Here is a 22776-nt window from a genome sequence, read left to right as displayed (position 1 = left end):
TCTGACCTCCCTGAAAAGTCTCGGCTGGTGTGGTTCCGGTACCCCGACACCGACTACGGAAACAGGTGAAACCGCCTCAGACCATGGCCAGGGTGCGGGGGATCTCGTCGAGCAACTCCCGGGCCAGAAAGCCGATCCGGCCATAGCGGGGGACCAGCCGCTGGCCGCTCACCGAGTGCGCGAACGAGCCCCAACAGGCCGCCTGCGCCGGGTCGGCACCCCGGGACAGCAACCCCGCCAGCAATCCGGCGAGCACGTCCCCGCTGCCGGAGGTGCCCAGCCCGGCGTCGCCGCTCTCCTCCCGCCAACCCCGCCCGTCCGGGGCGGCCACGTGCCCGTACAGCGAGACCACGGCCTCGTACCGGGCGGCCACCTCGGCCGCCTCGGCGTCCAGGTCGTCGCCCGGGTCCCGGCCGAGCAGGTGCCCGGCCTCGGTGACGTTGGGGGTGAGCACCACCGGCCGACCCGAGCCGACCAGCAGGTCCGGTGCGTGGCTGAGCGCACCGAGGGCGTACGCGTCGAGCACCAGCGACGTGTCCGGACGGGCCGCCTCCAGGACCAGGCTGAGCAGGCGGTTGGTCTCGTCGATCGCCTTCAGACCCGGCCCGATCGCCACCGCGTCGGCCTGCCCGACCAGGTCGCCGAGCTGGCCGTCCCGGTCGGCGGCCACCGCGCCGTCGGCGGTCTCCGGCAGACCGATCACCAACGCCTCCGGCACCTGGATGCTCAGCGCGGCGGCGGTGGACTCGGCCGCGGCGAGCTGGAGCACCCCGGCGCCGGCGCGCAACGCGGCCACCCCGGCGAGCAGCACGGCGCCCGGCGTGAAGCGGGAACCGCCGACCACCAGCACGGTGCCCCGGCTCTCCTTCCCACCGACCGGCACCGGCAGCGCCCAGTCCCGCAGCAGTCCGGGCGTGATCACCTTCACCTCAGACCGGCTCGGCATGGATCTCGTCCTCCCTGGTCGGCTGGGCGCCCTGTCGGTGCAGGTGGCCGACCTCGTTGAAACCATCAAGCGTCAGCCGGTGCTCCGCGTCGGCGGACCAGTCGGTGATGGAGCAGTTGGCGATCACGTGCTGGCGGGTCAGCGCCATCAGGTCCGTCTCGGTCAGCCCCTCCACCAGGTAGCGCAGCAGAAAGACCAGCGCGTCGTGGCCGAAGAGCAGAACACGCTGGCCCTCGTGGTCTCGGCGCAGGTCGCCGAGGAGCGTGCGCAACCGCAGCGCCACGTCCGTCCAGGACTCTCCGCCCGGCGGCCGGTAGTAGAACTTGCCGAGTCGTTCCCGGCGCGCGGCCTCGTCCGGGTACCGCCGCCGCACCCCATGACCGGTCAGCCCGTCGAGGATGCCCAGCTCCCGGTCGCGCAGCCGCTCGTCCCGGCTCACTGGAATGTCGGTGCCGTGCAGTGCCAATTCGGCGGTGGAGACCGCCCGCAGGTACGGCGAGACCACCGCGACGTCCGGTCGACGGTCCGGGGGAAGGCCGGCCAGCCAACGACCGGTGGCCCGGGCCTGCTCCTCGCCGGTGGGGGAGAGCGGCACGTCGGCGTCGCGGTGCCTGAGGCCGATCAGCTCATCACCGGTCGCCTCGGCGTGTGTCGCCGCCACGTTCGCGGTGCTCTCACCGTGCCGGATGATCCAGAGCGTCGCCAGTTCCGCCATGCCGCCCCCGTACCCGGGTGCCCACCGCGGTAACCGTGGCCCCGTCGATCGCACGCCGTCTGACGACCGTGCAGGTCGCCACCGTTCTTCGGGGCAGCGTCGCGACGGGTTGATGCGCAACAATGTGTTCGACAGCCAACGGGGGGGTGTCGACGGTGACCGTCGTGCGAGGTCTGCGGGAAGCGTTTCTATTGTTCGTGATAGCCGGGGTGCTGGTCGCCGTCGCGGCAGCGATCTGGGTGGCGATCGCCGGCGGTGCCTACACCAACCGGCTGGGCATCGGCTTGGTCGTGGTGGGCGGGCTCGTCGGCGTGACGGGCGACCTGACGCTGAGCCGGGTGGGCATGCTCGGCCCGCGCGCCACCTTCGGCGCCGCACCTGAGCGCGAGACGGCCGACGGTGGCCGGGTGCTCACCGGCGTCGGCATCTTCCTCTTCGTCGGGCTGCCACTGGTCGTGGTCGGCGTGTTGCTGATCACCTGACCGGGTGCGCCAGCCCCGCCGTCGCCGGCCAGTTCCGCCGCCGCGCCGCACGGGTGTCCGTTCGATGGCCGTACGACGTGCCTGCGCGTCGTACCCTCGGCAGATGGCCACGGCGGCGGAGGAGATCCAGGTCGGCGAGCGGCTGGTCCGCGTCTCCAGCCCCGACAAGCCGTACTTTCCCGAGCGTGGGCTGACCAAGCTGGACGTGGTCAACTACTTCCTGTCGGTGGGTGACGGCATCCTGCGCGCGTTGCGGGATCGGCCGACCATGCTGGAACGCTGGCCCCGCGGTGTCTTCGAGGGCGCGACGATCGCCACCCGGCAGACCAACCGGGGCGACGCGTTCTACCAGAAGCGGCTGCCCGCGGGGGCGCCCGACTGGGTGCGGACCGCGCACATCACCTTCCCCAGTGGCCGTACCGCCGACGAGGTCGCGCCGAGCGAGCTGGCGGTGGTCATCTGGGCCGCCAACCTGGGCACCCTGCGATTCCACCCGTGGCCGGTCACCGCCGCCGACGTGGAACGCCCCGACCAGCTGCGCATCGACCTGGACCCGATGCCCGGCGTCGGCTTCGAGCAGGTGGTGCCGGTGGCGCACGAGGTGCGGGCGTTCCTCGCCGAGCTGGGCATGACCGGCTACCCGAAGACCACCGGCGGCCGGGGCCTGCACGTCTACCTGTCGATCGAGCCGCGGTGGAGCTTCGGTGACTGCCGTCGGGCGGTGCTCGCGCTGGGCCGGGAGATGCAGCGCCGGCTGCCGGACCTGGTCACCACCACCTGGTGGCGTGAGCAGCGGGACCGGCCGGTCTTCGTCGACTACAACCAGATGGCCCGGGACCACACGGTGACCTCGGCGTACTCGATCCGGCCGACGCCGGCGGCGCTGGTCTCCGCGCCGTTGGACTGGTCGGAGCTGGACCAGGCCCGACCGGAGGACTTCGACGTGCTCAGCATGCCGGCCCGGTTCGCCGAGCGCGGTGACCCGCACGCCGGCCTGGACGGTGACCGGCACTCGCTGGAGCCGCTGCTGGAGTTGGCCGACCGCGACGGGCTGGAGGCCCCGCCGGAGCGGTGAGCCATCCCGGTCACGCCCAGGGGCTGCCGGCCCCGTCGAACTCCTCGAAGACCAGCCAGGTGCGGGTGGACAGCACCCCGGGAATGCTCTGCACCCGGCCCAGCACCACGTCGCGCAGCGCGGCGTTGTCCGGGGCGCGCACCAGCGCGAGCACGTCGTGGTCACCGCCGAGCAGCGCGGCGTGCTCGATGTAACGCACCTGGGCCAGCTCGGCCGACACCTCTCGCCAGGTGTTCTGCTCGATGGTCAGGGCGATGTACGCCGACGTGCCCAGCCCGGCCGCCGCGGGCGCCACCTGGGCCCGGAACCCGGTGATCACCCCGTCGCGGAGCAACCGCTCCACCCGCGCGTACGCGTTGGTGCGGGAGATGTGGATTCGTTCGGCGAGGGTACGCACCGACGTCCGACCGTCGCGGACCAGCTCGTCGAGGATCCGCCGGTCGACCTTGTCCAGGGATCGGGCCGATCGTCCCGATTCCGCGGCCCGGCCCGCTTCGTCGGCGGTCTCCTGGCTCACTGACTGGCCCTCCGCATGCCAACCGTCCCGCCTTCCGCGTCGATCTTGAGTCAATCATCCTCCAGGCGGAAGCATAGGCTCACCACACGTCCCAGGAGGTTCCGCCGTGACGACCACTCCCCAGGCGGTCCGCAGGGCATCCCCGCGCGCCCGTCGAACGGTCACCCCGCCCGACCCGGCCCGCTCGTTGCTGCCGGACGCCGAGCCGGTCCGCCTGCTCGCCGAGAACGGCACGCCGCTGCCAGCCCGCGCCGACTACCCCGAACCCGCCGCCGAGGTGCTGCACGAGTTGTACCGCCGGATGGTGCTCGGCCGCCGCTTCGACACCCAGGCGACGGCCCTGACCAAGCAGGGCCGGCTCGCCGTCTACCCGTCCTCGCGGGGCCAGGAGGCGTGCCAGGTCGGCGCGGTCCTCGCGGTCCGCGACACCGACTGGGTCTTCCCCACCTACCGTGAGTCGATGGCGCTGGTTGCCCGGGGCATCGACCCGGTCGAGGTGCTCACCCTGTTGCGCGGCGACTGGCACTGCGGCTACGACCCGACCGAGGTACGCACCGCACCCCAGTGCACCCCCCTCGCGACCCAGTGCGTGCACGCCGCCGGGCTGGCGCACGGCGAGGCCTACCAGGGTCGCGACACCGTTGCGCTGGCCTTCATCGGCGACGGCGCCACCAGCGAGGGTGACTTCCACGAGGGGATCAACTTCGCCGCCGTGTTCAAGGCGCCGGTGGTCTACTTCGTGCAGAACAACCGCTACGCGATCAGCGTCCCGCTGTCGCGGCAGACCGCCGCGCCGTCGCTGGCCTACAAGGGCGTCGGCTACGGCGTACCCAGCGAGCAGGTCGACGGCAACGACCCGGTCGCGGTGCTCGCCGTGCTCACCCGCGCGATCGCCCACGCCCGGTCCGGCAAGGGGCCGTTCCTGGTCGAGGCGCACACCTACCGGATGGAACCGCACACCAACGCCGACGACGCCAGCCGCTACCGCGACGGCGCCGAGGTCGACGCCTGGCGGGACCGGGACCCGATCGCCCGACTGGAGACCTACCTGCGGGCGCGCGGTGTGCTCGACGACGCGGCGGTCGCCGAGATCGCCGAGCAGGCCGAGGCGTACGCGGCGGACCTGCGGACCCGGATGAACGAGCAGCCCACTGTCGATCCGCTGAGCCTCTTCGACCACGTCTACGCCGAGCCCACCCCGCAGCTGATCGAACAGCGTGAGCTGGTCCGCGCCGAGCTGGCCGCCGCCCGCGCCGAGGAGGGTGACGCCTGATGGCCACCACCATGGCGAAGGCGCTCAACACCGCGCTGGCCGACGCGCTCGCCGCCGATGACCGGGTCGTCGTCTTCGGCGAGGACGTCGGCGCGCTCGGCGGCGTCTTCCGGATCACCGACGGCCTGCAGGCCCGCTTCGGCGAGAACCGCTGCTTCGACACCCCCCTCGCCGAGGCCGGCATCGTCGGTTTCGCCGTCGGCCTCGCCATGTCCGGCCTGCGCCCGGTGGTCGAGATGCAGTTCGACGCGTTCGCGTACCCGGCGTTCGAGCAGATCGCCTCGCACGTGGCGAAGTTGCGCAACCGCACCCGGGGCAAGCTCAGCGTGCCGATCGTCATCCGGGTGCCGTACGCGGGCGGGATCGGCGGAGTCGAGCACCACTGCGACTCGTCCGAGGCGTACTACGCGCACACCCCAGGGCTGAAGGTGGTCACCCCGGCCACCGTCGACGACGCGTACTCGCTGCTGCGCGAGGCGATCGACGACCCCGACCCGGTGGTCTTCATGGAGCCCAAGAAGCTCTACTTCGCCAGCGACGAGGCGTCTCTGCCGGCCCGGACCGAGCCGTTCGGGAAGGCCGTCGTGCGCCGCCCCGGACGCGACGCCACCCTGGTGGCGTACGGGCCGGCGGTGCCGGTCGCGCTGGAGGCTGCCGAGGCTGCCCGGGAGGAAGGGTGGGACCTGGAGGTCGTCGACGTGCGCACGATCGTGCCGTTCGACGACGGCACCATCGCCGCCTCGGTCCGGCGTACCGGCCGGTGCGTGGTGGTCCAGGAGGCCCCCGGCTTCGCGGGTGTCGGCGCGGAGATCGCCGCCCGGGTGCAGGAGCGCTGCTTCCACGCGCTGCACGCCCCGGTGCTGCGGGTCGCCGGGCTGGACATCCCGTACCCGGCGCCGATGCTGGAGCACACCCACCTGCCCGGCGTGGACCGGGTGCTCGACGCGGTGGCCCGCCTGCAGTGGGACGACCAGCCGGACGCGCGTTGGGCGGCGGCATGACCACCGTCGAGCGGACGCAGGTCTTCCTCCTGCCGGACCTGGGCGAGGGGCTGAGCGAAGCGGAGATCGTCGAATGGCGGGTCGCCGTGGGGGACGTCGTGACGGTCGACCAGAGCGTGGTCGAGGTGGAGACCGCCAAGGCCGTCGTCGACGTGCCCTGCCCGTACGCCGGCCGGGTGGTCACCCTGCACGGCGCGGCCGGTGAGGTACGCCCGGTCGGCCAGCCGCTGATCACCATCGCGCCGCTGGACGGGGGCGACGAGCCCGCCGGGCACGCCACCTACCGGGAGGAGGAGCGGGCCGGCTCCGGCAACGTGCTGATCGGGTACGGCACCGGCCACGGCAACGCCACCCGCCGTCGGCGGCGGCCCCGGCTGGCCCTCGCCCCGGAACCGGTCGACGCCGGCACCGACGCCGACCCGACGGTTCCCACCGCCCCAGGCGTGGGCAGCGGGGCCGGTGATCCGTCGCGGTCGCCCGCCGCGCTGGTCATCTCGCCGATCGTGCGGCGGCTGGCCCGCGAGCACGGCGTCGACCTCGGCGCCGTGCGGGGCACCGGGCCCGGCGGCGTGATCCGCCGCGCCGACGTGGAGGCCGCGCTGGCCGTGCCCGCCCGGCTCGCCGCCGTGCCGGACCCGCAGGTCGCCTCCGCCCCGGCCGGGGACGGCGACGTGATCGTCCCGCTCACCGGCGTCCGCAAGGTGATCGCCGACAAGCTCTCCCGCAGCCGGCGGGAGATCCCGGAGGTGACCATCTGGGTCGACGTCGACGCCACCGGGCTGCTGGAGACCCGCGCCGCGATCAACGCGGCGACGCCCGACGCGCCGGTGAGCATCCTCGCCCTGCTGGCCCGGATCTGCCTCAGCGGGCTGCGCCGGTTCCCGCAGCTCAACGCCCGGGTCGACACCGAGGCGCAGCGGATCGTCCAGTCCGCCGGGGTGCACCTCGGCATCGCCGCGCAGACCGACCGAGGGCTGCTGGTGCCGGTGCTGCGCGACGCCCAGCGGCTCACCACCGCCGAGCTGGCCGCCGAACTGGCGGCGACCACCGCCGCCGCGCGAGCCGGCAGTCTGCCCCCGGCCCGGCTGACCGGCGGCACCTTCACGCTGAACAACTACGGGGTGTTCGGCGTCGACGGCTCCACGCCGATCATCAACCACCCCGAGGCGGCCCTGCTCGGAGTCGGGCGGATCGTGGACAAGCCGTGGGTGGTCGACGGGCAGCTCGCCGTCCGCAAGGTGACCCAGCTCAGCCTCACCTTCGACCACCGGGTCTGCGACGGCGGGGTGGCCGGCGGCTTCCTGCGGCACGTCGCCGACTGCGTGGAGCGCCCGGCGCTGCTGATCGCCGCCGTCTGACGCGTACCCCCGGCCCCGGCGCTGCCCGTGCGGCGCCGGGGCCGGCGCACGTCCGGGGTTTCCCGACGGTGTGATCGGGCCGAGGTTTCCCGGTGGTGTGATCGGGAAGTCGGCCCCGCCGGAGCGCACCGAACGCGTCGAAGGGGGCCGGGCTGTGGTCGTGGGAAACGAGCTGTTACTGAACTCGATCCGGGTACGACGGCCCGCCTCGGCCGGCGCGCCGCTGTACTGCGACGCGCTGGAGTACGGGCTGACCGGTGACGGCTCGACCAACGACCAGCCGGCGCTGGCCGCCCTGGTGGACCGCCTCGGCGCCGGATACGCCTCGGACGGGCGGGCCCGGGTCATCTACTGCCCGCCGGGCATCTACTCGATCCGGGACGCGGGCACGGTGTGGCGCAGCGGCGTGTCGTTGATCGGGGCCGGCCCGGCGGCGACCCGGTTCATGCTCAGCAACGAGGGCAACCGGGCCGACCCGACCCCGTTGGCGTTCTGGACCACCGTGCAGCACGGCGCCGACCGGGACCGACACATCGCCGACTGCACCTTCGCCGACTTCCAGATCGACGGCTCCGGCGTCGCCATGGCCGAGTACAACTACCTGGCCAAGGGCCTCGGCCTGCAGTACGTGGTGCGGGGCGTCTTCCGCAACCTCTACATCCACCACACCGCCGCCACCGGGCTGGGCTGCGACTTCCTCCAGGACTCCCTGATCGACGGTGTGGTGGTGGTCGGCTGTGGCCGACTGGACAACGGCGAGCAGTGGGGCGGCGCCGGCATCGGCATCGGCATCGGCGGCTGGGGCGCGGTGGAGCGCCTGACCATCGCCAACTGCACCGCCCTGGCCAACGGCACCAACGGCATCTTCCTGGAACTGCAGAAGGACTACTGGACGCCGCCGAGCGGCTACCGCATCGTCGGCTGCCACAGTCAGGGCAACCGATTCGGCATCTCCGACTGGGGCGCCGACGGCCTCATCGTCTCCGCCTGCACGATGACCGGAAACCTGGAGACCGGGTTCGACGTGTCGGCGCAGGGCACCTCGTCAGTGGCCGGCCGCGGCGGTCTGCTCACCGACTGCGTCATCGACGGCAACCTGTGCGACGGGGTCCGCATCGGCAACAGCCCCGGCCCGTACACCATCCGGGGCAACCGGATCAGCGGCAACGGGCGGCACGGCTACCACGCGCACGACCTCGGCCGCGGTTACCGGGGCTCGATCCGGGACGTGGTGATCGAGAGCAACGAGTTCTGGGGCAACGGGCTGGACGCGGTCCGGATCGACCACCAGATGACCGACGCGGTGCTGCTCAACAACCGGATCCGCAACAACGGGCGGCAGTACGGCGAGGGCACCACGGGCGCAGGCGACGCCGTCCGCTACAGCAAACGGTGCCTGGTGGACCGGTCGGCCAACTGGCCGCACGACGGGCACCGGGGCAAGGTCCTGCGGGTCGGAGAGACCGTCGCCATGGTGGCCGCCAACACCGGCGACGAGCTGACCCTCGCCCCGGTCCGTCCGGACGCGTTCACCGCGTGGAGCGGGGACGTGCCACCGCCGGGATCCGCGTACGAACTGGTCGCCGCGCCCCAACTGCGCGCCGGTATCACCATCGACGCGCCGTTCGACTCGGCCACCATCCGGGGCAACCGGATCTGGGACAACCACGACAACGAGCCCCAGACCCAGACGCACGGGCTGTGGATCACCGGACGTGGCAGCTGCGTGGACTGCCGGGTCGAGGACAACGACCTGGCCGGCAACGCCGACGGGGGGATGCGACTGGACACCCCGCCGGTGGGCGGACGGTGGCGCGACAACCACCTGGACAGCGACTGGAGTTGAGTGGCCGGCGCCTGGTCGGCCTGGACGCCCGGCGATAGCTCGGAGCTGAACGAGGTGCGGCGGCGGCCGGAGTGATCCGACCGCCGCCGCTGCCCTGGTTGAGCTGGTCAGCCGGCCAGACCAGCCACCGGGGTCGGGTCCAGCACCACCGTCGCCGAGCCCGACTGCGGGGGTACGCCCGGGTCGGTCGGCGCGTCGGTGTACTCCGCGACGAACACCGCGGTCAGGTTGTCCGCACCACTGTGCCCACCGTCCAGGAAGGTGGGAATGGTCCCGGAGCAACCCGTCGAGGTGGAGAGCGGGTGCCCGTGCTCATCGTGCCCGAGCACGTAGGTGACCTTCACCCGGGAGCAGTCCACCGGCAGGTCGTCGGTGACCTTCACCTCGTACGCCACCGTCTGCCCGAACTGGAACGGCTGCCCGGCCACCGGGGCGACGAACTCGACCAGCGGCGCGGTCGGCCCGACCACCAGCGGCAGGGACGCCGAGGCGGACCGTCCGGTGCGGTCGGTCACCTTCAGCGTCGGCGTGTACGAGCCGTTCTCGGGGAACGTCCAGGTCGCGTTCGGAGCGGTGCTGTCCACTGACCCGTCCGCATTGAAGTCCCACGCGTAGCTCAGCTTGTCACCGTCCGGGTCGGTCGTGCCGGCGCTGGAGAACGCGACGGTCAGCGGGGCCTGCCCCACTGTCGGGTCGGCGCTGATCTTCGGGATCGGCGTCCGGTTGCCCCGGACGAAGTCGATCCGGGACAACTGCGCGTCCGGGTTCTCGGCGAAGTAGCCGTCGCCGTACTCCAGCACGTAGAGCGCGCCGTCCGGGCCGAACTCCATGTCCATCGGGTTGTCCACCACCAGCGACGGCACCACCGGGCGGATGTCCTTCACATCGCCGTCGGAGTCGAGGCGGAACTCCTTGATGTAGTCGCGGGTCCACTCGTAGAACAGCGGCACCCCGTCGTAGTAGGCCGGCCAGCGGGTACGCGACGTGCTGGTGCCGTCGTAGTCGTACGCCGGGCCACCCATCGGGCCGATGCCGCCGGTGCCCAGCTGCGGGAACTCACCCGAGGCCGCGGAGGCGTACCAGACCTGCGGCTGCTCGACCGGCGGCAGTTGCCGCTTGCCCGTGTTGTGCGGCGAGTCGTTGACCGGGCGCGCGCAGTTGAACTTCTTGCCGGACTGGCCGGTGGCGAAGTCGTAGTCGCGGTAGGCGATCGTCGGCGTCACACAGTACGGCCAGCCGTAGTTCGCCGGCTTGTCGACGAGCATCCACCGGCCGTGCCCGGCCGGCCCGCGCTCCGGGTTCGAGTTGGAGGCGTCCGGGGAGTAGTCGCCCAGGTACACGTTGTCGGTGCGTCGGTCGACGGCGAACCGGAACGCGTTGCGCAGCCCCATCGCGTAGATCTCCGGGCGGGTCTTCGCCGTGCCGGGCTTGAACAGGTTGCCGGCCGGCACCGTGTAACCGCCACCGGCCTTCGGCTTGATGCGCAGCAGCTTGCCGCGCAGGTCGTTGGTGTTGGCCGAGCTGCGCTGGGCGTCGTACGCCGGGTTGCGGTCGGCCCGCTCGTCGATGGGGATGTACCCGTCGGAGGCGAACGGGTTGGTGTCGTCACCTGTCGACAGGTACAGGTTTCCCTTGCTGTCGAAGTCGATCTGACCGCCGACGTGGCAGCAGATGCCCCGGTCGGTCGGCACGTCGATGATCTGCTGCTCGCTGGCGAGATTCAGCCGCATGCCGTCCAGCTTGAACCGGGACAACCGCAGTGCGCCCTTGAACCGCTGCCAATCCGCCGCGGTGCCGGTCTCCGGCGCGTCACCCTCGTTGACGTCGGGGGTCGCCGGGTCGTCCACCGGCGTGTCCATCGGCGGCGAGTAGTAGAGGTACACCCACTTGTTCTGGGCGAAGTTCGGGTCGATGGCGACCCCCTGCAAGCCTTCTTCGTCGTGCTCGTACACCGGGATGTCGGCGGCGAGGGTGTTCAGCCCGGTGCGCGGGTCGTGGATGCGGACCTCACCGGTGCGGGAGGTGTGCAGCACCCGCAGGTCGGGCAGAACGGCGAGGCTCATCGGCTCGCCCGGGAAGTCGTTCAGTGTCACTTTCTGGAAGCTGCTGTCCGGCGGCGCGGCCGGCGCCGCGGCCGCCGCCGACGGTGGTACGGCCAGGCCGGCCGTCACCAGCAGCAGGGCGGACGCGAGTGCGGTCCTGTTCATCAGGTGTGTCCCCCGAGGTGATTTCAGTACCGAAGTGAGGCGAGATAGTCGAAGCCGACGCGGGCGGTGTCCAGGGCGTCGGCGGGGGAGCGCGGCGCGGTGCCCGCGTCGTCACGCTCCACGATGTACTCCTCGATGCCGGCCTCCCGCTCGTGGGCGAAGATCCGGCCGAAGTCGATGACGCCGTCGCCGAGGTCGGCGAAGCCAGCCTCGACGTCGAGGTCCTTGACGTGCACCTGGCGGATCCGGCCACGGTTGGCCTTGATCACGTCGACCGGGTCGTGGGCGCCCCGCCAGGTCCAGTAGAGGTCCAGCTCGAAGTGGACGAGCCGGGGATCGGTCTGCGAGCTGAGGATGTCGAACCCGGTCGAGCCGCCGGTCAGCGGCACGAACTCGAGTTGGTGGTTGTGGTAGCCGAAGTCGAGCCCCGCGCGTTCGGCGAGCCGACCGGCGCGGTTCAGGTCCCGGGCCAGGGCCCGGTAGACGGCAGGGTCCCGGATCGGCTGACCGCTCGCGTCCCGACCGAAGTACGGGTGGACGATCTTCTTGCAGCCCACCACGTTGGCGTCGGCGAGGGCCTGCTCCCAGGTGGCGGCGTCGAACGGCTGCGGGATGCCGACGTGCCCGGAGGTGGAACGTAGCCCGGCCTGGTCGAGCGCGGCCCGGAACTGTGCGGCGGTGCGTCCGACGAAACCGGCGTGCTCCACTCGCCGGTAGCCGATTCGGCGCAGCGCGTCCAGGGTGCCGGGCAGGTCGACGGCGAGTTGATCACGCAGGGTGTAGAGCTGAATGCTGATCCGGTCCACCGGCACCCGGCGGCGGCCCTGGGCGTGGCCGCCGGATGCGCCGGGTGCGGCAGGTGCGGCGGTGGCCGGGCCGGCGAGCAGACCGGCGGCGCCGACGGCGGCCGCGGAGACGGTCGCGGCGCGCAGCACTCCACGTCGGCTGACCGGCTCGGATGCCGGTGTCGGCCCCGGTCGGTTGAGTTGTTGATCCATGGTGGTGGTCCCTTCCTGACGGCTGGCACGCCGTCGGCGGCGGTCGACCTGACTGCCGTCTGCCGGGCGCGCCGAACCGCCGGAGGCGGGCTTCGGCTGGACGGTGAGGGACGGCGCGCGAGTGCGGCCCGGACCCATCGGGAGCGGAACGCGGCGACCCGGCAGAGGTGGCGGCAAGTGATCGACGAATGGGCAACCCTCTATCTCGATCGTGACCTTACCCTTGCCTCCGGACGAAGGCAAAGCTTTGTCGCGTTCGGCAGAAGCTTCGCTTCAGTTGACAAAAGTCCTCCCACGACGTGCGCCACCGGGCGTGACCTTCTACGCCCCGCGCGCCCATCGCGCCCTGCTTGGCCGCACCTCGCACGGCCCCGACCCCCGGTCCTCCGGCCGTGGCCCCCCGTCCTCGGCCCCTCAGGTGCCGGCACCGGCGCGGCATCCGGACAGTCGAGGTCGGGTCGCTCAAGCGGAGCAAAACGCATGACACGGGTCGGTTGAACCCCTGTTCTGCCAACTGGAACATTGTTGGAAAATGCGCCGGTAAATGCGCCGCCGATTCTTGCCAAATGCCGAGAATGACCCCCTCAAGCGGGAAAGAATGTGACGGAGGGAAGTCGAAACGGGGGGAATGAAACATGACGTCTAGGCGGCGATTGACGCTGTTGGCGGTAACCATCGCAGCCGCACCACTCGTCCTGGGTGCGTGCACCGCCGAGCGGGAGTCGGCGACCGGCTCGGACAAGTTGCACGCCGCTCCGCCGGAACTCGCGGTGACACCGGGGGACAAGGCGCGGGACGTCCCGGTCAGCGCCGAGGTGGGCACCGTGGTCAAGGGCGGGCGGGTCACCGGCGTACGCCTCACCGACGACAAGGGCAAGCAGGTCAACGCCGAGCCACGCGAGGACGGCTCCGGCTGGGTGCCGAGCGCTCCGCTGCAACCACGGCGGACCTACACCGCCGAGGTGACCGCGACCGCTGACTCCGGTGCCACCACCACCCGCACCACCACGTTCACGACGATGGCCAAATCGACCAAACCGCAGATCACCAGCACCCTCTATTTCGTCGGCAATCGGACGTACGGCACCGCGATGCCGGTAACGGTGGCGTTCGACCCGGGAATTCCGAAAGAGGCCAGAGCGGATGTGCAGCGGCGGTTGTTCGTAAAGACCAATCCGCCGCAGCCGGGCGCGTGGTCGTGGCTTGAGGATGGAAGTCAGGTCTATTACCGGGCGCCCGATTTCTGGAAACCGGGGACCACGATCAGCGTCCGGGCCGGTCTGGAGGGTCTGCCGATCGGTAAGGACAAGGTTGGCGACGCTGAGCGGACCGCAACCTCCAAGATCGGACGACAGGTCTCGCTGGAGATCGACAACGCCACCAAGCAGATGACCGTGCTGCGCGACGGCAAGCAGATCCGCCGGATCCCGGTGAGCTTGGGCAAGCCGAGCACGCCCAGTTCCAGCGGCAAGATGGTGATCATGGAGAAGCACGAGCGGGTCACCTTCGACACCCGGGGTGAGCCGGACGGGGGCTACGTGGTCGACGTCGACGACGCCCAGCGCTACACCTGGGGCGGCGAGTTCATCCACTCCGCCCCCTGGTCGGAGGGGGACCAGGGCAACACCAACGTCTCGCACGGCTGCGCGAACGTCTCCGCCACGGCCGCCGACTGGTTGATGGGGGTCACGCAGGTCGGTGATCTCATCACCGTCAAGGGCACCGAGGTCGAGTTGCAGCCGGGCAACGGCTGGACCGCCTGGAACGTGAGCTGGGACGAGTTCGTCCGGGGCAGCGCCCTACCGGTGCCGCCGGGCCTCAAGCCCGCGCCGGTCGCCCCGGCGCACCCGGGCGCGGTGGCCGGCGGATCGCCCGCACCGGCACCCTCGGTCAGCGGCCGCTGAGTCACCGACCGCGGCCCGACGGGGCCGGACCGCCACGACGGCGGGCCGGCCCCGTCGGGCCATCACCCCAGGGGTACGCGGGCCACCCCGGACCCGGTCAGGCTGCCCAGCCAGAGCTGGTCGCCGTGCTGGCGTACCCCGGTGATCATCGAGTAGTGCCCGTTCGGGCCGTGCAGCGTGCGGCGGACCGCGCCCGCGCCGTCGACCAGCGCGACCAGCCCGTAGCGGCGTGGCTGCGGCTGCATGGCGTCGGGCAGCAGAGCGGCGATCTGACGCAGCCGCGGATGGGGCAGCAGCCGCTCGGCGATCGGCACCCGAGGGCTGGGCAGCGCGATCCAGTACGTCCCGTCACCCACCGAGGCGAGATTGTCCGGGTACGCGGGCAGGTCGGCGAGGACCCGCACACCGCCGCTCAGCTCGACGCGCAGCAGGCGGTGGGTGCTGGTCTCCACGAGCATCAGCGCCGACTCGTCCGGGGTCAGCGCGATCCCGTTGGGGAAGTACAGCCCGTCGGTCACCACCTCGGTGCGACCGCTGCCCGGATGGTGGGCCAGCACCCGACCGTTGGGGCGGTGCTCCAGCAGGTCCCGCTTCCAGTGTGAGACCGGAAACCGATCGGAGCTGTCGGTGAAGTAGATGGTGCCGTCACGGCCCACCGTCGCGTTGTTGGCCAGGTGCACCGGGGGCGCCGTTCCGGTCAGTTCGCGTACCGCGCCGTCCGGCGTGACCCGCAGCAACCCGCGGTACGCGTCGCAGACCACCAGAGCCTCACCGGACGGGTCCAGCTCGATGCCGAGCGGACGGCCACCGGTGTCGGCCAGCAGGTGGGGCCGGGTGCCGGCCGGAGCGTCGACCGGCCACCACCAGAGCCGACCGTCCTCGTCGCCACTGATCACCCGCCCGGAGCCGTCGACCAGCACGTCCTCGGGGCCGACGGCGCCCGCCGGGAGGGGGAGCAACTCGGCCTGGTCGAGCCGGCGGTCGGTGGGGGCCCACGCCCCGGCCAGCGCCGGAGGGCTGGTCGCCGGCTCGCGGACGGGACGGATCAGCCGGGGCGGCCGGGGCCGGGGGATCAGCATCGACCTATTCTCCACCCGAGTGCCGGCCGACTCCCCGACTCCGCGCCCGCGCGGCGCGCCGCGCGGGGCCCCTGACTCCACCCCGAGAGGGAGGTGGGGTACCTCGGGGTATGCCCCTGGGCGTACCCGGAATCACTCCCTGGAGGGGCGAAAGTGTCGGTGGTGACGGCTAGATTTCTTGGCATGGAAGAGCACAGCGACCGGCTCGACGTGCAGGTCAGCGTGGGTGACCAACTGGTCCTCATGCGGGTGGCCGGCGAGGTCGACATCGCCACGGTGGCCGCGTTCCGGTCCGCGCTGTGGTCCGCGCCGGCCCGCCCGGTGCTTCAACTGGACATGTCCGAGCTGCGGCTGCTCTCCGCGGCTGGCGTTCGCACGCTGCTCGCCGCGCATCTGCGTGTTCGGGCCTGCGGCGGCGAGTTGGTCCTGGTCGACCCGAGCCCGGTGGTGGCGCGGGTGCTGCGCGTCAGCGGGCTGCACCGTGTGATGACGATTCTGGAGCCGGCCACGGCGATCGCGGCGGCGCGTCGCCCGGTGGTCGCGCCCACCGACCTGCAACTGGCCGCCTGACTTGGTCGACGAGTAAGGCCCCGGGCGGGGCGCGGGGCCGCCGGCGTGGGCCGGCGACCCCAGACGTTCGGTCAGCGCACGCCGAGCAGGTCGACGACGAAGATCAGCGTCTCGCCCGGCTTGATGACGCCGGCGGCGCCCCGGTCGCCGTACCCCAGGTGCGGCGGGATGGTCAGCCGGCGGCGACCGCCGACCCGCATGCCGGCGACGCCCTGGTCCCAGCCGGCGATGACCTGACCGCCGCCGAGCGGGAAGTCGAACGCCTCGCCCCGGTTCCACGACGAGTCGAACTCGCCGCCGGTCGAGTGCGACACGCCGACGTAGTGCACGCTGACCAGCTGGCCCGGCTCGGCCTGCGGGCCGTCGCCCACGGTGATGTCCTCGATCACGAGGTCGGCCGGCGGTGCACCCTCGATCGGACCAACCTCCGGCTTACCCGATTGGGCGCCTGCTGCCTGGTTCATGCGGGGATCTCCTGCCGTGTTGGGTGATGTGTCCGGTCACCGTCGATCCTGCCGGATCACCCCGCACCGATGTGCGGCGGACCCGCCACCTGCCCCGCAACCCGTCCACCGATCGGGCGTCGGTGATCCCGGGTGACGGTGCGGATTCGGGTCGTGGGTCACCACGCCGCGGCGGGCGTCACCGGTGCTGGTGACGCCCGCCGAGGGGTGGTGCGGTGGTTCACCGGAGCCAGGGCATCCGCCGCACGATCGGCAGTGCCGCCCACACCCGGCCGAGCCCCACGGTGTCGCCGGCGTTGACCAGGGCCAGGACCGCCAGCACCGCGGCGTAGATCAGGTGGTCGTCCATGAAGGGGTTGTTCTCCGGAGGCAGCACGGCGGTCCACATCAGGACCAGCAGCAGCCCGCCGGCCACGGCGGCGACCCGCATACCGATGCCGAGCAGCAGGGCGACACCGATCCCGGCCAAGCCGACCATGAAGAGCCAGTCCGCCCAGGCGGCACCGGCGATCCCGGTGTAGAGATCCTTGAACGGCCCCGTCACGCCGAAGGTCAGGAAGCCCTTGGTCGGGCTGCCCCCGTTGATCCAGGCGTTCTTCTGTTCGGTGGCCATCCCGAAGCCGAACATCTTGTCGACGAAGGCCCAGAGGAAGATCCAGCCGAGTGCCAGCCGGGTGCCGGCCAGGAGGTACCGGACGGCCCGGTCGTGAACGGTGCCGGCCTTCGGAGCGGTGTTCTCGTTGGTGACCCGGTCGATCGTCGCGGTCATGGTCTCCACGTCCCTTCTCAGCTTCGCACCGCGCTTCCCGGTGGCATCTCCAGTGGACGCCCACGGCGCTCCCGGTGGCAGGGCCGACAGACCGCAACGACCCGGGACGTTCGACCCCCTCGGGTCCCGTCCGGCGACCCTGACGACCGCCGGCGCCCGGCCGTGGCGTCCGAGATGGACGCCGCCGGTTCGTCGGACCGCCCGCTGCCGGGTCGGGTGTTCACCTAGGCTCGGAGAGGGCCGGCCGGCCTGGTAACGGGCGGTGGTCGATGCGGAGGGCGTCGGTGGCTGAGGCGACGGTCGCGGTCCCGCTCTGGGCCTGGGCGGTGGTCGGCGCGGTGATCGCGGTGATGCTGGCCGTGGATGTGCTCCTGCACCGGGACAACCACGTCATCGAGCTCCGCGAGGCGCTGCTGTGGAGCGCCGTCTGGATCGGCGCGGGCCTGCTGTTCGGGTTTGTCGTCTGGTGGGGCCTCGGCGGTGACCCGGCCATCGCGTACTTCTCCGGCTACCTGCTGGAGAAGGCGCTCTCGGTGGACAACGTGTTCGTCTTCGCGCTGCTCTTCGGCTACTTCCAGGTGCCGCCGGGTTACCAGCACAAGGTGCTGTTCTGGGGTGTCGTGGGCGCGCTCGTCTTCCGGCTGCTGTTCATCTTCGCCGGTGCCGAGCTGCTGGACCGGCTCACCTGGGCCGGGTTCGTGCTGGGCGCGTTCCTGATCTGGACCGGTTGGCGGCTGGCCGTACGCGGCAAGCCCGACGTCGACCCGGAACGCAACGTCGTGGTCCGGCTGTTCCGCCGGTTGGTGCCCACCGACGCCCACTACCACGGCGGCCGGTTCACCGCCCGGGTGGCCGATCGGCGGGTGGCGACGCTGCTGCTGGTGGCACTCGTCGCCATCGAGGCCACCGACGTGGTCTTCGCCATCGACTCGGTGGCGGCGATCCTCGCCATCACCACCAACACCTTCCTGGTCTGGACGGCCACCGCGTTCGCCGTCCTGGGGCTGCGCAGCCTCTACTTCTGCCTCGCCGGGCTCCTGCGACACTTCGGCTACCTGCGGTACGGGCTCGCGCTGCTGCTGGCCTTCGCCGGGCTGAAACTGATCCTCGCCGAGACGCCGGTGGGCAAGCTGCCGGTCTGGTTGACCCTCGCCGTGGTGGTGCTGACCCTGGCGGTCTCCATCGGCGCCAGCACCCTGGCCGCCCGCCGCCCCACCGACGGCTGAGCCGCCGGCACCGATCATGCCGCTCGGGCCGGCGGCGGGTCAGGGATGGCCGGGCTCGATGCGGGCGGTCACGTCGAGGTGCGCGGGTTGGCAGTGGGCCGTCGCCGCGAACCGGCGGACCGCGGCGTGCACGTGCTCGCGTACGCCGGCGGCCGGCGCGTCCGCGGTGAGGTCCACGCGGATCCACACGTCGGGGTGCGGTGGCGCGCCGGTGAGCACCACCCGGGCCCGGCGTACCCCGGGGTTGCCGGTCAGGTCGCGTACCAGCGCGTCGGTGAGAACGTCGGCGGCCAGCCGGGTGCGGCCCGGCCGGCGTCCGGGGTGGCTCAGGGTGCCGCGCAGCGTGCCGCCGGGGCCCCGCAGCTCCCGGGCCAACAGGCGCTGCCCGGTCAGGGCGACCAGTGCCCCGACGGCGGCTGCGCTCAGGGTGCTCCATGGCGCGGCCATCCGCCACCTGTCGACCAGATCGGCGCTGAGCAGCACCGCCGCCGAGTCGACGCCGGGTAGCGTGCCGAGGCTGGCCGCCAGCGCCACCGCGCCGCCCGCCACCAGCAGCAGCGCGATGATGGTCCACAGCAGTCGGTGCCCGGCGTTGGTCACGCCGTCCGCCGACGGGGCAGCAACCGGACGTCGACCCGGGCGGGGCGGGGCGCGGTGAGCCGGTGCAACTCCTGGTGCACGGCGAACTCGATCTCCGCCCGGGCTGCCGGGTCGCCGGTCGCGCGGACCCGGGGACGCCACTGGCCGTCGTGCCGTCGGAGCCGGGCGCGGGCGCGGCGGACGCCCGGCACCGCGCTGGCGGCGTCAGTGAGCCGGCGTTCCACACAGCGCCGGTGCAGGTACCAGCCGTCGCGCTCGTCGGCGCTCACGCGGACCGGCGTCCAGCGGCGCACCTGGGCGACGAGGATGGCCAGGCCCAACAGGAGCGTCCCGCCGGCCACGGCCCGGACCGTGGGTTCGCGCCACCGGGTGCCGCTCAGCGTGTCGAGCCAGCTGGCGGTGTCGAGCAGCGGCGGGCGGTTCAGGCTGAGCAGCACGGCCTGGACGGCGACCGCCACGCCGCCGATCAGCAGGGCGCCGGCCAGCAGCACCGAGGCGACCCGGTTGGCGGTGCGCATCTCAGCCGTCCTCCGGTGCGGCGGCGCCGGCTCCGGAGGAGTCGACGCCGGGGACGAGCAGGTCGTCCACGGTGACGGTCACCACCGCCACGGTGAGCCCGGTCTGGGCGGCCACCCGATCGGCGACCACCGTCCGGACCGTTTCGGCGATCGTCGGCACGCTGTGCCCGTACCAGGTGATCAGGTGCAGGTCGAGTCCGACGGACCGGTCATCCAGGCGGACCGCCGCCGGGCGGACGACGGACACACCCGGCACGAGGCTGGCCGCCTGCGCCGCGATCCGGGCGACGTCGGCGGCGTCGCCCGGGGGGCGCTCCGAACCGGTCGTCCCGCCGGCCAGTCCGCTGGCGGGGTTCGGCCCCGGGGACGGACGGGTGGTCATCGGCGTCGCCGAGCGTCGGCGCGGCGGTCGCCGAGACCGGTCACCGCGAGGTCGCCGTCGAGCACCCGGACGACCAGCCAGCCGAGTAGGCCGGCGAGCACGGCGAGGGCGGTCACGCCGGCGCCGACGAGCGCCCAGACCGCCACGGCGAGGAACCCGGCGAGGAAGCCGAACTGCTGTCGCGACATGCTCACCTCCGGGCCGGTCCGGTACCGGCGGTCGCTGGATACACCCGGCGGCCATCCCTGGAACGTCGACGCTGCTGTGATCCCGGTCACATCGGAAGTCGGTGGCCCATGATCGACCACCTAGACTCGGCCCGGCTCGACCGACCGGCGAATGGATCAGGCAGATGACGAGCATCGGGAGCGACGACCGCGGCTGGCTGCGGGCGATGCCCGCCGAGGCGCAGCACGACGCCCTGCTCAGCCGCGCCGGCCACTGGGTCCTGCCGGCACGCCGGCTCAGTGATCTGGTCCAGGGCCGCCCACCCGGTGTCACCGGCAGCCAGTGGACCTCGGCGAGCCGCGCCAGCTTCGACTTCGTCGTCTACGCCGCCGAGACCGGCCGTCCGGTCGTCGCCGTGGAGATCGGCCCGGTGCCGTCGGCCGCCTCGGCGGAGCAGCGCGTGGAGCGACTCAAGGACGCGGTGAGCGCCGCCGCCGGCCTGCCCGTGCTGCGGATCGGTTCGCCGACGTTGCGGGCCGCCGAGCACGGCCGCCGCCTGGTCGAGTACGTGATCGACGCGCGCGCCTACGCCGCGGGCGGCGCCGGGCCCACCGCCGCCGGCCCCGAACCGGCGCCGGTGGGCTTCCGGGACATCCTGGGCCGACTGCCGGACGGGCGTACCGGACCGGTCAACGACCTCGGCGCGCTGACCCGCGCGGCGGCGGTCGAGGCGTACGTGGCCGGGCAGGTGGCCGACCCGATCGTGCGAGGGCTGCACGTCCGCTGGGTGGACGGGCCGGCACAGGGGTGGAGTTGGGTGCAGGTACGCCCCGACGCGTGCCTCGTCGAGCGGGTCTCGGTGACCGAACACCGCTTCTCCTGCGGTATCGACGCGGCCCGGCTGGCCGAGGATCTCGCCGCCGTCGCCGTGGGGGAGCGACTGCGGGAGAACGCGGTCGCGGACCTGCTGCCGCGCGCCGACTGGACGGCGCAGATCGCCGCGCTGAGCGAGCGCCGCCACGAACTGGTCGGCGGGTTCGCCTTCGACCACCTCTGCGCCGACTGACCGGCGCCGTTTCGCCTGCTGATCCCCGCTCCGCGCCGGCTCCGTGTCCGGTCGCGGCAATTTCCTGTGCGTCAGTTGAACCTTCCCGGCCGGCGCCCCGTACTCCTGCGCGAATGAACAGGATCTCCCCATCCGCGTCCACCGGGCGCGGGAGACGGTGCGGAAAGGGCATCGTCGGCCATCGACGCATTACCGGGTAGGTCACGGTGGGTCCCTGCCGCGGCCGTGCCACCTCACATCCGTCGGTCCGCCGAGGGCAGAAATCCACTACCGGATCGAGAAGGAGAGCAATTCGATGCGCAGGTCCACTCGGGCGCGCCGGCCTTCCGGCAACGCGCGGAGCAAGCGTCTGCTGGCAGTTGTCGGCACGCTCGCGGTCTTCGGCGGAGTTGTCGCCGTGACTCAGATTTCGTCGGCCCAGGACCGGCGGACAAATAAGCCACGTCCGGCTGCGGGGCAGTGCGTGGAGCCGAGCCCGGGCGCGACCGCGCCGAGTGGCGGCTCGACCAGCCGAACCTGGCAGAACGGTCGATGGGTGCGTAATCACTGGGGTGACGGACAACAGTCGGTCCCCGAGTGCGAGGACGGCAAGGACGGCACGGTGGGCACCGGCACGGCCATCGCCTGCCCGGATGTGGCGGCCAAACTGCCGCAGGTGCCGGACCGGGCGCGGGCCGAGGTGGACCGCAACCTCGCCCAGTTGCAGACCCAGATCGCCGAGGCGGACCGCCGACTGGCTGCCGAGGGCAACAAGGGTGAGGCGTTCATCCGCAACGCGATCCTCCAGCCGCTGGCCGGCAAGCGCCGCGCCGTGCTGGACCGGATCACCACCGCCATCGACCGGGTCGGACCCCGGCCGCAGGGCCTCGCCCAGCTCGCCGAGTGCCAGGTGCAGCCCACCGGCAACAACGGCGGCGGCAGCACGCCCACCACCACCCCCGGTGGCGGCAACAACGGTGGCGGCAACAACGGCGGTGGCGGCAACAACGGTGGCGGCACCGAGCCCGGCGCCGGGCTCGGCGTGCTCGCCAACGACTGCGACGAGAGCCAGCTCCAGCCGCACGACGGTTTCCAGACCGGCAACCGTTGCGTGAGCACCGAGTTCGGTGAGGTCGGCGCGGCGGCCAACAACCCGTCGCTGCTGATCACCCAGTTCCCCGATCAGGTCGGTCAGAACCAGCCCTTCACCCTGCGGGTCAGCACCCGCAACCTGGTCCGGGACCGCTTCCTGGCCGCCGGTCAGGGTGGCTACTACGTGGAGAGCTCGCTGCTCAACGACCAGGGCCTGGTCCGTGGTCACTTCCACACCGCCTGCCGGATGCTGGACAGCCTGACCGCTCCGCCGGAGCCGCAGGAGGTGCCCGCGTTCTTCGTCGCGACGGAGGACGGCCGCGGTGGCGCCCAGGCCGACGAGGTGACCATCCAGGTTCCGGGCCTGCCGGAGTCGGGTACCGCCCAGTGCTCTGTCTGGGCCGGTGACGGCTCGCACCGCCTGCCGATGATGGAGCGGGCCAACCAGACCCCCGCCTTCGACTCGGTGCGCATCGACGTCAACTGAGCTGACGTGGTAGCGGGGGGCGGCCCCCCCCCGGGGGTCGGCCCCCCGGGCGCC

The 22776-nt window shown here is 72.3% G+C and carries 23 protein-coding genes; 11 read left to right on the top strand and 12 right to left on the bottom strand.

Annotation, left to right across the window (positions count from 1 at the left end; genetic code table 11):
- Positions 1-76: 76 nt before the first annotated feature.
- Complete coding sequence (locus V6U86_RS17770) at positions 77-946, bottom strand: NAD(P)H-hydrate dehydratase (RefSeq protein ID WP_334504697.1); 870 nt, start codon at positions 944-946, stop codon at positions 77-79.
- Positions 930-1661 carry a histidine phosphatase family protein gene (locus V6U86_RS17765; protein ID WP_334504694.1) on the bottom strand — a complete coding sequence of 244 codons (732 nt, stop codon included), beginning with the start codon at positions 1659-1661 and terminating at the stop codon, positions 930-932. The genes V6U86_RS17770 and V6U86_RS17765 overlap by 17 nt, the downstream gene beginning before the upstream one ends.
- Before the next feature lie 155 nt (positions 1662-1816).
- Here V6U86_RS17765 and V6U86_RS17760 point away from each other — a divergent pair, with 155 nt between their 5' ends.
- Together V6U86_RS17760 and V6U86_RS17755 are read left to right on the top strand one after the other, a co-directional pair.
- Complete coding sequence (locus tag V6U86_RS17760; RefSeq protein WP_334504692.1) at positions 1817-2143, top strand: hypothetical protein; 327 nt, start codon at positions 1817-1819, stop codon at positions 2141-2143.
- 103 nt (positions 2144-2246) lie between these two features.
- The gene (locus V6U86_RS17755; protein WP_334504690.1) at positions 2247-3218 is read left to right on the top strand and encodes a DNA polymerase domain-containing protein; all 972 of its coding nucleotides are present in this window, start codon (positions 2247-2249) and stop codon (positions 3216-3218) included.
- 10 nt (positions 3219-3228) lie between these two features.
- Here the strand turns inward: V6U86_RS17755 and V6U86_RS17750 are convergent, their stop codons facing one another.
- Positions 3229-3735: an Lrp/AsnC family transcriptional regulator gene (locus V6U86_RS17750; protein ID WP_334504688.1), complete on the bottom strand. Its 507-nt coding sequence runs from the start codon at positions 3733-3735 to the stop codon at positions 3229-3231.
- 73 nt (positions 3736-3808) lie between these two features.
- On the opposite strand from V6U86_RS17750, the gene pdhA reads away from it, so the two are divergent.
- From pdhA to V6U86_RS17730, 4 genes are all read left to right on the top strand, one after another.
- The gene (pdhA, locus tag V6U86_RS17745) at positions 3809-5008 is read left to right on the top strand and encodes a pyruvate dehydrogenase (acetyl-transferring) E1 component subunit alpha (protein ID WP_334504815.1); all 1200 of its coding nucleotides are present in this window, start codon (positions 3809-3811) and stop codon (positions 5006-5008) included.
- Positions 5005-6009, top strand: a complete 1005-nt coding sequence (locus V6U86_RS17740; protein ID WP_334504813.1) for an alpha-ketoacid dehydrogenase subunit beta — start codon at positions 5005-5007, stop codon at positions 6007-6009. The genes pdhA and V6U86_RS17740 overlap by 4 nt, the downstream gene beginning before the upstream one ends.
- On the top strand, positions 6006-7367 hold the full coding sequence (locus tag V6U86_RS17735) for a dihydrolipoamide acetyltransferase family protein (RefSeq protein WP_442934955.1): 1362 nt from the start codon (positions 6006-6008) through the stop codon (positions 7365-7367). Before V6U86_RS17740 ends, V6U86_RS17735 begins: the two co-directional genes overlap by 4 nt.
- 160 nt (positions 7368-7527) lie before the next feature.
- The gene (locus V6U86_RS17730; RefSeq protein WP_334504809.1) at positions 7528-9213 is read left to right on the top strand and encodes a right-handed parallel beta-helix repeat-containing protein; all 1686 of its coding nucleotides are present in this window, start codon (positions 7528-7530) and stop codon (positions 9211-9213) included.
- Between the two features lie 107 nt (positions 9214-9320).
- On the opposite strand, the gene V6U86_RS17725 is transcribed toward V6U86_RS17730, so the two are convergent.
- Positions 9321-11420 carry a PQQ-dependent sugar dehydrogenase gene (locus V6U86_RS17725; RefSeq protein ID WP_334504686.1) on the bottom strand — a complete coding sequence of 700 codons (2100 nt, stop codon included), beginning with the start codon at positions 11418-11420 and terminating at the stop codon, positions 9321-9323.
- 23 nt (positions 11421-11443) lie between these two features.
- Positions 11444-12418, bottom strand: a complete 975-nt coding sequence (locus V6U86_RS17720) for a sugar phosphate isomerase/epimerase family protein (RefSeq protein WP_334504684.1) — start codon at positions 12416-12418, stop codon at positions 11444-11446.
- Between the two features lie 635 nt (positions 12419-13053).
- Here V6U86_RS17720 and V6U86_RS17715 point away from each other — a divergent pair.
- On the top strand, positions 13054-14322 hold the full coding sequence (locus tag V6U86_RS17715; RefSeq protein WP_334504682.1) for a L,D-transpeptidase: 1269 nt from the start codon (positions 13054-13056) through the stop codon (positions 14320-14322).
- A 62-nt stretch (positions 14323-14384) separates the two neighbouring features.
- Here V6U86_RS17715 and V6U86_RS17710 read toward each other — a convergent pair whose 3' ends face one another.
- On the bottom strand, positions 14385-15401 hold the full coding sequence (locus tag V6U86_RS17710; protein ID WP_334504679.1) for an SMP-30/gluconolactonase/LRE family protein: 1017 nt from the start codon (positions 15399-15401) through the stop codon (positions 14385-14387).
- Between the two features lie 183 nt (positions 15402-15584).
- On the opposite strand from V6U86_RS17710, the gene V6U86_RS17705 reads away from it, so the two are divergent.
- Complete coding sequence (locus V6U86_RS17705) at positions 15585-15971, top strand: STAS domain-containing protein (protein ID WP_334504677.1); 387 nt, start codon at positions 15585-15587, stop codon at positions 15969-15971.
- Between the two features lie 71 nt (positions 15972-16042).
- Here the strand turns inward: V6U86_RS17705 and V6U86_RS17700 are convergent, their stop codons facing one another.
- Positions 16043-16435 (bottom strand): FKBP-type peptidyl-prolyl cis-trans isomerase, encoded by a 393-nt coding sequence (locus V6U86_RS17700; protein WP_334504675.1) that lies wholly within the window; start codon positions 16433-16435, stop codon positions 16043-16045.
- 220 nt (positions 16436-16655) lie between these two features.
- On the bottom strand, positions 16656-17213 hold the full coding sequence (locus V6U86_RS17695; protein ID WP_442934954.1) for a hypothetical protein: 558 nt from the start codon (positions 17211-17213) through the stop codon (positions 16656-16658).
- A 260-nt stretch (positions 17214-17473) separates the two neighbouring features.
- Here V6U86_RS17695 and V6U86_RS17690 point away from each other — a divergent pair, with 260 nt between their 5' ends.
- A complete protein-coding gene (locus V6U86_RS17690; protein WP_442934953.1) occupies positions 17474-18430 on the top strand; it encodes a TerC/Alx family metal homeostasis membrane protein in 957 nt (318 codons plus the stop codon).
- A 39-nt stretch (positions 18431-18469) separates the two neighbouring features.
- On the opposite strand, the gene V6U86_RS17685 is transcribed toward V6U86_RS17690, so the two are convergent.
- Genes V6U86_RS17685 through V6U86_RS17670 form a run of 4 tightly spaced genes read right to left on the bottom strand, consistent with a single transcriptional unit; the run spans position 18470 to position 20118 of the window.
- Entirely contained in the window at positions 18470-19030 is a 561-nt protein-coding gene (locus V6U86_RS17685) for a hypothetical protein (RefSeq protein ID WP_334504667.1), read from the bottom strand.
- Positions 19027-19548 carry a DUF6286 domain-containing protein gene (locus V6U86_RS17680; RefSeq protein WP_334504665.1) on the bottom strand — a complete coding sequence of 174 codons (522 nt, stop codon included), beginning with the start codon at positions 19546-19548 and terminating at the stop codon, positions 19027-19029. The genes V6U86_RS17685 and V6U86_RS17680 overlap by 4 nt, the downstream gene beginning before the upstream one ends.
- A 1-nt stretch (position 19549) precedes the next feature.
- A complete protein-coding gene (locus tag V6U86_RS17675; RefSeq protein ID WP_334504663.1) occupies positions 19550-19930 on the bottom strand; it encodes an Asp23/Gls24 family envelope stress response protein in 381 nt (126 codons plus the stop codon).
- Positions 19927-20118, bottom strand: coding sequence for a hypothetical protein (locus V6U86_RS17670; protein WP_334504660.1), 192 nt, complete (start codon positions 20116-20118; stop codon positions 19927-19929). Before V6U86_RS17670 ends, V6U86_RS17675 begins: the two co-directional genes overlap by 4 nt.
- A 164-nt stretch (positions 20119-20282) precedes the next feature.
- Between V6U86_RS17670 and V6U86_RS17665 the strand changes: the two genes are divergently transcribed.
- Positions 20283-21164: a DUF2726 domain-containing protein gene (locus V6U86_RS17665; protein WP_334504658.1), complete on the top strand. Its 882-nt coding sequence runs from the start codon at positions 20283-20285 to the stop codon at positions 21162-21164.
- A gap of 295 nt (positions 21165-21459) precedes the next feature.
- On the top strand, positions 21460-22722 hold the full coding sequence (locus V6U86_RS17660; RefSeq protein WP_334504654.1) for a hypothetical protein: 1263 nt from the start codon (positions 21460-21462) through the stop codon (positions 22720-22722).
- The last annotated feature ends 54 nt before the right edge of the window (positions 22723-22776 follow it).

The organism is Micromonospora sp. CPCC 205558, from assembly GCF_036902955.1.
In the GTDB taxonomy this organism is placed as follows: Bacteria; Actinomycetota; Actinomycetes; order Mycobacteriales; family Micromonosporaceae; genus Micromonospora.
The sequence above is the reverse complement of the archived record's forward strand: the minus strand, read 5'-3'. Positions and strand labels throughout refer to the sequence as shown.